The 7,249-nt window shown below is 60.0% G+C and carries 9 protein-coding genes and 1 rRNA gene; 3 read left to right on the forward strand and 7 right to left on the reverse strand.

Annotated elements, in window-relative coordinates:
• Nucleotides 1-186 precede the first annotated feature (186 nt).
• The gene (locus BSG09_RS01695; protein ID WP_092929428.1) at nt 187-1,347 is read left to right on the forward strand and encodes a glutathione-independent formaldehyde dehydrogenase; all 1,161 of its coding nucleotides are present in this window, start codon (nt 187-189) and stop codon (nt 1,345-1,347) included.
• Between the two features lie 117 nt (nt 1,348-1,464).
• Here the strand turns inward: BSG09_RS01695 and BSG09_RS20590 are convergent, their stop codons facing one another.
• Complete coding sequence (locus BSG09_RS20590) at nt 1,465-1,626, reverse strand: hypothetical protein (RefSeq protein WP_175542109.1); 162 nt, start codon at nt 1,624-1,626, stop codon at nt 1,465-1,467.
• Nucleotides 1,627-1,683: 57 nt separating this feature from the next.
• Here BSG09_RS20590 and BSG09_RS20085 point away from each other — a divergent pair, with 57 nt between their 5' ends.
• Nucleotides 1,684-1,869 carry a hypothetical protein gene (locus BSG09_RS20085; protein WP_139246177.1) on the forward strand — a complete coding sequence of 62 codons (186 nt, stop codon included), beginning with the start codon at nt 1,684-1,686 and terminating at the stop codon, nt 1,867-1,869.
• A 78-nt stretch (nt 1,870-1,947) separates the two neighbouring features.
• On the opposite strand, the gene BSG09_RS01700 is transcribed toward BSG09_RS20085, so the two are convergent.
• From BSG09_RS01700 to BSG09_RS01725, 6 genes are all read right to left on the reverse strand, one after another.
• Nucleotides 1,948-3,111 carry a CobW family GTP-binding protein gene (locus tag BSG09_RS01700; protein WP_092929430.1) on the reverse strand — a complete coding sequence of 388 codons (1,164 nt, stop codon included), beginning with the start codon at nt 3,109-3,111 and terminating at the stop codon, nt 1,948-1,950.
• Between the two features lie 175 nt (nt 3,112-3,286).
• Nucleotides 3,287-3,586, reverse strand: coding sequence for a DUF4242 domain-containing protein (locus tag BSG09_RS01705; RefSeq protein WP_092929432.1), 300 nt, complete (start codon nt 3,584-3,586; stop codon nt 3,287-3,289).
• 248 nt (nt 3,587-3,834) lie between these two features.
• The gene (locus BSG09_RS01710; protein WP_092929434.1) at nt 3,835-4,428 is read right to left on the reverse strand and encodes a nitrous oxide reductase accessory protein NosL; all 594 of its coding nucleotides are present in this window, start codon (nt 4,426-4,428) and stop codon (nt 3,835-3,837) included.
• 88 nt (nt 4,429-4,516) lie between these two features.
• A complete protein-coding gene (locus tag BSG09_RS01715) occupies nt 4,517-4,996 on the reverse strand; it encodes an SRPBCC family protein (RefSeq protein ID WP_092929436.1) in 480 nt (159 codons plus the stop codon).
• Nucleotides 4,997-5,082: 86 nt separating this feature from the next.
• Entirely contained in the window at nt 5,083-5,511 is a 429-nt protein-coding gene (lrpA1, locus tag BSG09_RS01720; RefSeq protein WP_092929438.1) for an HTH-type transcriptional regulator LrpA1, read from the reverse strand.
• 614 nt (nt 5,512-6,125) lie between these two features.
• Complete coding sequence (locus BSG09_RS01725; protein WP_092929440.1) at nt 6,126-6,305, reverse strand: hypothetical protein; 180 nt, start codon at nt 6,303-6,305, stop codon at nt 6,126-6,128.
• Nucleotides 6,306-6,836: 531 nt separating this feature from the next.
• Here BSG09_RS01725 and BSG09_RS01735 point away from each other — a divergent pair.
• A 16S ribosomal RNA gene (locus BSG09_RS01735) occupies nt 6,837-7,249 on the forward strand; the annotation flags it as partial.

Here is a 7,249-nt window from a genome sequence, read left to right on the forward strand (position 1 = left end):
GGCGCATCGAGGCAGACACCGAGGCCGGTGACGAGTGGCAGTCTGACAGCAATCGCCATATCCGAGCCAGCACTGTCTCGAGGTACGGCTCGATCAAACAACCTGATTTTCACTGCGGATGGGTACGACGGCAAGTTTTACAACGAGGTTCGTGGTGCGTTTCATGAGGTTCGATATCAAATGTCAATGGACGCAGTCGTATACCAGGGACCGAACGATGTAGCAATCGAGGAGGTCGACGAACCCGAAATCGAGCACGAAAACGACGTTCTCGTCGACATCACGACGACGTGTATCTGTGGCTCAGACCTCCACATGTACGAGGGGCGAACCGCGGCCGATCCGGGAATCGTCTTCGGCCACGAGAACATGGGGATCGTCAGCGAAGTCGGCGACGCCGTGACGACCCTCGAGGAGGGCGACCGCGTCGTAATGCCCTTTAACGTGGCCTGTGGCTTCTGTCGGAACTGTGAAAACGGCTATACCGGCTTCTGTACCAACGTCAACCCCGGCTTCGCCGGCGGTGCGTATGGGTACGTCGCAATGGGGCCGTACAAGGGCGGCCAGGCCGAGAAACTCCGCGTGCCGTTCGCTGACTTCAACGCGCTGAAACTGCCGGAAGGCGACGAACACGAGGACGCCTTCGCACTGCTGGCGGACATCTTCCCGACGGGATGGCACGGCACCCGACTCGCGAATCTCCAGCCCGGCGAATCGATCGCGATCTACGGGGCCGGCCCCGTCGGCCTCATGGCCGCCTACAGCGCCAAGATCCAGGGCGCGTCCGAGATCTACGTCGTCGACCGTGTCGACAGTCGCCTCGAGATGGCCGAAGACCACTGTGACGCCCACGCGATCAACTTCGAGGAGGGCGATCCCGTCGAGCAGATCGTCAACGCCCACGGTGACGAAGTCGACAAGGGCGTCGACGCCGTCGGCTATCAGGCGATCGACCCCGAGACGGACCCAGGCGACGACGCCTACGACCCGGCCCGGGAGAATCCCGCGATCGTCCTCAACCAGCTCATCGAGACCGTCCGACCGACCGGCCAGCTCGGCATTCCAGGGCTGTACGTGCCGTCCGATCCCGGCGCACCCGACGAGATGGCAGCACAGGGGCGACTCGGCATCGACTTCGGAAAGCTCTTCGAAAAGGGCCTGAAGCTCGGGACCGGCCAGTGTAACGTCAAAGAGTACAACCGGGAGCTGCGAGACATGATCATTGAAGGACGGGCCGACCCCAGCTGGGTCGTCTCCCACCGCGTCGACTTAGAGCAAGCACCCGAGATGTACGAGAAGTTCGACGAACGCGAGGAAGGCGTCACCAAGGTCTTGCTCGAGCCATAACGCTCCGCCCTCGACTACCGTTTTTCATCCCCCGTCGATCAGAAGCTCGGTCACCGAGTCCCATCCAGCCGACGAACCCTGAGACGCGCTCGAGCGTGCGAACTGCCGGCCGCGGTATTAGCTTCGCAGCCAGGCTTTCGGGTGGTCGTCGCGAAGGTGATCCTGATACTGTTTGATCAGCTCCGGGTACGATCCCGCAACCGCATACCAGTTGCAGTGGTCGCATTCCCGTTCGACCGTGTCAGTCGCGCTCTGTACGTATCCGCCGCGTCGGTGCATGCTCATCGCGCTCTGCTGTGACGATATAACCTTTCTGTCTCGGCCGGAGAAACAGGTATGGTCCCGACTGACATAGCCTGCCACATGTGCCAGTACTGTAGCTACTCCTTCCACGACGGCTGGACGCGGCTGCTCGAGTACGACGACATCTATCAGGATGCCCTCCCCAACCGAGTGACCGACCAGTCAACGCACGGCTTTCACGAGTCTTGGGAAGAACTCAGCGACGAACTCGAGTTGTAGGGTAGCGAGTGGCGAGCTTACCACTGCATCCCATACGCACGATCGCACGACAGCCCGGCTATCGGCGGAGAACGCGGTTCAGGAGGCATGCGAGAGCGGGAACGGATCGCTGACGGTATCTGTCAACTCTGGTTCGTCGCCATCGATCACACACGCCTCGAGTTCCTCGCGAATCTCCTCTTCGTTCATCGATCGGCCGATGATCACCAGTCGCGTGCGACGGTCGTCCTCGGGCCGCCACTCGCCGATCGGGCCGGCTTGAACAGACGGACCGGCCTGACTGACGCCGATCACGTCGTCGTGGGTGGCGACGTGACAGACGCCTTTGGCCCGGACGATCGACCCGTCCCAGTCCTCGAGCCAGGCTGCAAGCCGTTCTGGGTGGAACGGCCGGTCGGAGCGGAAGACGAACGACGAGACGCCGTGTCGGTCGGCGACGCTTTGCTCGCCGTCGTGGGCGTGATCATGGTCGTGTTCGTCTCCACCTCGAGGCCCATCCTCGCTGTGGTCGTGTGTCTCACCACGCAGGTGGCGTTTCCACCCCGGCGAGCGCTTTGCCGTCTCGAAGTCGAACGCCCCGGTATCGAGGACGATGTCCGGATCCACCTCACAGTAGGTCGTCCGCAGCCGTTTCGCCCGCGGCTGGAGGGTGTCGACGACGGCCTCGATCTCCGCGAGTGCCTCCTCGGGGACCATATCGGACTTGTTGAGCAGCAATACGTCACAGAACTCGATTCCTTCCACGAGAACCTCGCTCAACGGCCGGTCGTCGTCGGGTTGGGCGTTCTCCGGGAGGTGCTCACCGGCGTCGAACTCCTTCCAGAACCCGTACGTATCGAGGACGGTCACCATGGTGTCCACCCGGAACAGGCTCGTCGGATCTACGTCGCTTGCGTCCGTCCCGTCGGTGAACACCTGCGCGATCGGAATCGGCTCGCTGATCCCCGACGCCTCGACAAGCAGGTAATCGAAGTCGCGACGCCGTGTCAGTCGCGTCGCTTCCTCGAGGAGATCGCCCTGCAGCCGACAGCAGATACAGCCATTCGAGAGGTCGACGATGCCCTCATCGTCGGACTCTCGAGCGAGCAGTTCTGCGTCGACGTTGATCTCACCCATATCGTTGACGATTACTGCGACCCGCCGGTCGCCCGGATTCGACAGCACGTGGTTGATGAGCGTCGTTTTCCCCGCGCCGAGATAGCCGCTAACGATAGTTACGGGAGTCGTGTCGTTATGAGGCATGTAATACCAAACACCATGATAGTGGGGCTACTAAGTTATCGGGCTGCTCTCACTGACAGTATCGCACACGAGACTGTCGCGAGTCGGCCTCGAGCAATGTGTACCCGCTCTGGATTCGGGTCTTGCGGTTGCCCGATTCGATTCGACACAGTTCGGGCGAGTTTCGGTGCGTGGCTTACTCGCCCTCGAGGGGCTCGCCGCGACGATCGACTCGCGTCGCGGGAAGGCCGGCCCGATCAGCGTGTTCGTGAATCATCTCTTTTTCTTCGGCTCGGTACTGGCAGAACGTTCCCGTGATCTCCCCGTCTTCGTTCGTCATGATCTCGGATTCGATCCAGCGGATCTCGTTCCCCTCCGCTCGAAGTTCTTGCAGGACGTCTCCGGATTGCGCAGCCGCATCCTCGAGTTCGTCCTCTGTAATCGGTTCGTCAAGTGACCGGAGTATCAGGAAGTCCGTTAGCTCTTGTTCGGACATTGGTGCCACCACACATGGTACTCTCTGTGACAATAAAAGTTGGCTTGACAGACAAGAAAACCGTCACGACTTGACAGACACATCCTGGAGCCGACCCGTCACGTCGACACAGGACGCTACGCTGGCTCGAAAGTCAGCATCGCGACGGCGAGCGCAACCACCGGCAGTGCCTCGCGATCGCCGGTCACACAACTCGCACTCGAGAACTCGTCCCGATTTGAACGGTCTGCTGTCGATGGGGCGACGCGTTACTCGTCAGGAAGGCGGCTCTTGCGGTAGATCTTTGCGATTTCCATGTCGACCTCTTCGAGTCCGACGATGATGTCCTCTTCAGGGGACAGATCCTCGGCCTCCCAGTTCTCGAGGAACATGACAGCGTCGCTGCGGTGGGCGTAGGGGCGTGGGTCGATACCCATCGGGTCGTCGGCGGCTTCCTTGTCCGTGATGAGAACGAAGTTGGCCCTCGTCGCGTCGATGAGTTCACTGGTCTGGTAGTCGGTCGTCCACGCACCACGAATCGGCGAGTCGGGTGTCGACGACACTTTGTAGGCGAACAGACAGCCTGGCAGGTCGAAGACGGCCGCCTGTCCGTTCTCGTGGACGAGTTGGCTACTGCCGAAGTACTTCTTGACCGGCATCCCACAGACGTCACAGCGTTGGGAGTCGGTGAACTCAACCGGACCTTCTTCAACGCCCTCGATCGAGGGCTCATACACCTGTGCCTGTTCGTCGTCGGACCCATCGCCCCCGTCACCGCCGAGACAGCCGGCAATAGCCGCTGTCGCGCCGATTCCCAGCGCGCCCAGCAGCCGCCGTCGCTGGACCCCGTCGCGTTTGGTCATATTCCCCTGTAGCGGCCCGGTAATCAAAACCGACATGGTTCAGGTGTCGAATCCGGCTCGAGGGCGATGTCGGATCCGAGACGCACGCTCACTCGAGTCGCGCTTTTGCCAGCCGATGGCGCGCGCGAAACATGGCCGCGAACCCGGGCTTCGAGAACGGCTCGGCAGCGTCGCCAAGCGGGCCGAAGGGAAGTTCGTACTCGACGCGATCCCGGATGACAGTCCGATCGCCGTCAGCGAAAAAGCTGTGCGTGTGCTCCCACCGGTCGAAGGGCCCGTGAACCATTTCGTCGCGAAAGTACGCCGAGCCGTCCTCACACTCGCGGTCCGTAATCACCGAGGTCCAGTGCTGGCGTGGCCCGACGCCGAACGGCTGGATCGACAACGCGACCTCCGAGCCGGGCTCGAGCACGTCCGGGTCCAACTGCCCGTCCGGTCCGAGTACGCGTTCGACGCGCAAGCCCAGCCAGTCGGGGGTCACCCCCTCGAGGCCGGTGATCCGAGAGTGAAACGCCCAGACATCGTCGAACGACGACCGAACCGTCGTCTCGCGTTCGTACGTTGGCATGGATGCGTCTACGGTTGCCAACCTGAAAACATCAATCCCGAAATCGGCGGCGACGGAGCACGCCAAGCGGTGTCTGTTCCGCTGTCTTACTTCAGTCGCTCCTGCAGGAACGACGGGTGAGCTGCGGTGACGCCGTCGATTTCGAGCAGTTCGTCGGAGATGATCTCGCCGAGTGCGTCGCCGTCTTCGGCACGCACCTCGGCCATCAGCATGTGGTCGCCGCTTGAACTATACAGCGCCTCGAGCTCCTCGAGGTTCTTGATCGCCTGCGTGGCCTCAACGTAGCGTTCGCTCGCGACATCGAGTCCGACCAGCGCGATCGTCTGGCTCGAGAGCTTCTTTGGGTCTACGTCGGCCGAGTAGCCGACGATAACGCCGTCGTCTTCGAGCTGATTAATGTACTTTCGCACTGTCGGTTTCGAGACGTTTGCCCGCTCAGCGATCTCAGCGTAGGACGCCTGTGCGTCCTCCTCGAGCACCTCGAGAATGCGATCTTCCGTCGCCTGCGTACTCATACCAGTACGTTTTGCTTCGACGGGAAAATATCTTTTGTATACGGAAACGACGGATCTCCAATCAGAAGGGCCCGACACCGCGGCGGCGAGCACGGCGCTTGCCGGTGCGTTAGTCAGTCGATTCGACTCTCTTGAATCACTAGGCGGCGTTGTGGTAGACCGGGAAATCAAAAGGTGTTGATTCGGAAGAGTAACAGTTTTCATGACAATTAACACTCATTTCTCTGAGGCGATGGTCTCGATCCGAGCGTGAAGCGTGGGGCACGGACAACGTGGATGCATACGACGATGTCTATTCGACCGCGTACGTCCTGCACAGTCCTCTGGGCGATCAAGAGTTAGCCAATCTGAAGGAGTTGAGTAGAATGGATCTTCTAGCGTGATGGTGGGACTAGAGATATCGTTTCCGCGGTGGTGATTAACAAGTGCAACAGTCAGCGGAAGGCAGAGCGCGATGAAAACGTGTGCTTTGACCCTTACTCGGCCTTGTGACCTGCGGGTCCGAGACCGAGATCCTTGCAGACGCCGATCGCTGTTTCTACCTGTGAGCGGCTCGAGTACGTCTTGTCGAGTTGCGTCTGTCGAAGCCAAACCGTGTCGCTGTGCTCTTTGATTCACTCCTCGACGCGGTAGTCGATATCGAGCGGAGCAGCTGTGTTCCGTGGGTTGGACGTCGCAATCGGCACGACCGCCTGCACCAGCAGGTGGTCGTGCCACTCCAGCATGTCGAACTCCGAATCGCCAAACATCCAGCGTGGCGTTTCGACGGCGAGCGCGTCACGTGTGACGTACATTGCCGTCTCCTAATCGATTTTCATCCCTGGTGTGAACGCTGCTGCGACAGGAATGTTGTTCGCTGCGGTCACGATAGGGTAGCCGTAGTAAAAGTCGTCTTCAGCGTGATCGTAGTTCCACTGGGCGTCCTCATCACGCTAACCGATGCGAATATCTGTCCCGTTGATTCGGCAGAGCTTGCCGAGCGGTACCTGCTCGGCAAGTTCGTGGACTTCCTCGATGAAGACCTCTTTTGCAACGTGTTCAAAATTATAGTCGTCTCTCTATCCGGTAGCTCGTGTGGTACTACCTATCGTTGAAGAGAGGGTTCGTAGGCCTTAAGTAGTGTTCGGCGATTCTAATTTAGTACGAAGAAGATGAGGACCCCGCCCCTGCGGTCCGCCGTACAGACGGGATCTGATGTTAGCCTTGGTAGTTCGGTGACGCCCGATCGGTTATTCGATCCGCGTCATCGAACGTGTGGACCCATGTGTGAGTGTATCTTAACATTCACCGCCAACTCCCCCAGCTTTGCTGGGGAAGAGCATTACATTCCGGTTGATCCTGCCGGAGGTCATTGCTATTGGAGTCCGATTTAGCCATGCTAGTTGCACGAGTTTGTACTCGTAGCAGATAGCTCAGTAACACGTGGCCAAACTACCCTATGGATCCGGCCAACCTCGGGAAACTGAGGCTAATCCGGAATACGGCTCTCAGCCTGGAAATGGCGAGAGTCAGAAACGCCCCGGCGCCATAGGATGTGGCTGCGGCCGATTAGGTAGACGGTGGGGTAACGGCCCACCGTGCCCATAATCGGTACGGGTTGTGAGAGCAAGAGCCCGGAGACGGTATCTGAGACAAGATACCGGGCCCTACGGGGCGCAGCAGGCGCGAAACCTTTACACTGCACGAAAGTGCGATAAGGGGACTCCAAGTGCGAGGGCATATAGTCCTCGCTTTTCAC

It is taken from the genome of Natrinema hispanicum (assembly GCF_900111485.1).
Classification (GTDB): domain Archaea; phylum Halobacteriota; class Halobacteria; order Halobacteriales; family Natrialbaceae; genus Natrinema; species Natrinema hispanicum_A.

Excerpts from the sequence above, each read along its gene's own strand:
- BSG09_RS01705 (WP_092929432.1), bottom strand. The coding sequence starts at position 3,586 with ATGTCCGAACAAGAGCTAACGGACTTCCTGATACTCCGGTCACTTGAC.
- BSG09_RS01710 (WP_092929434.1), bottom strand. The coding sequence starts at position 4,428 with ATGACCAAACGCGACGGGGTCCAGCGACGGCGGCTGCTGGGCGCGCTG.
- BSG09_RS20590 (WP_175542109.1), bottom strand. The coding sequence starts at position 1,626 with ATGCACCGACGCGGCGGATACGTACAGAGCGCGACTGACACGGTCGAA.
- lrpA1 (WP_092929438.1), bottom strand. The coding sequence starts at position 5,511 with ATGAGTACGCAGGCGACGGAAGATCGCATTCTCGAGGTGCTCGAGGAG.
- BSG09_RS01715 (WP_092929436.1), bottom strand. The coding sequence starts at position 4,996 with ATGCCAACGTACGAACGCGAGACGACGGTTCGGTCGTCGTTCGACGAT.
- BSG09_RS01725 (WP_092929440.1), bottom strand. The coding sequence starts at position 6,305 with ATGTACGTCACACGTGACGCGCTCGCCGTCGAAACGCCACGCTGGATG.
- BSG09_RS01700 (WP_092929430.1), bottom strand. The coding sequence starts at position 3,111 with ATGCCTCATAACGACACGACTCCCGTAACTATCGTTAGCGGCTATCTC.
- BSG09_RS20085 (WP_139246177.1), top strand. The coding sequence starts at position 1,684 with ATGGTCCCGACTGACATAGCCTGCCACATGTGCCAGTACTGTAGCTAC.
- BSG09_RS01695 (WP_092929428.1), top strand. The coding sequence starts at position 187 with ATGGACGCAGTCGTATACCAGGGACCGAACGATGTAGCAATCGAGGAG.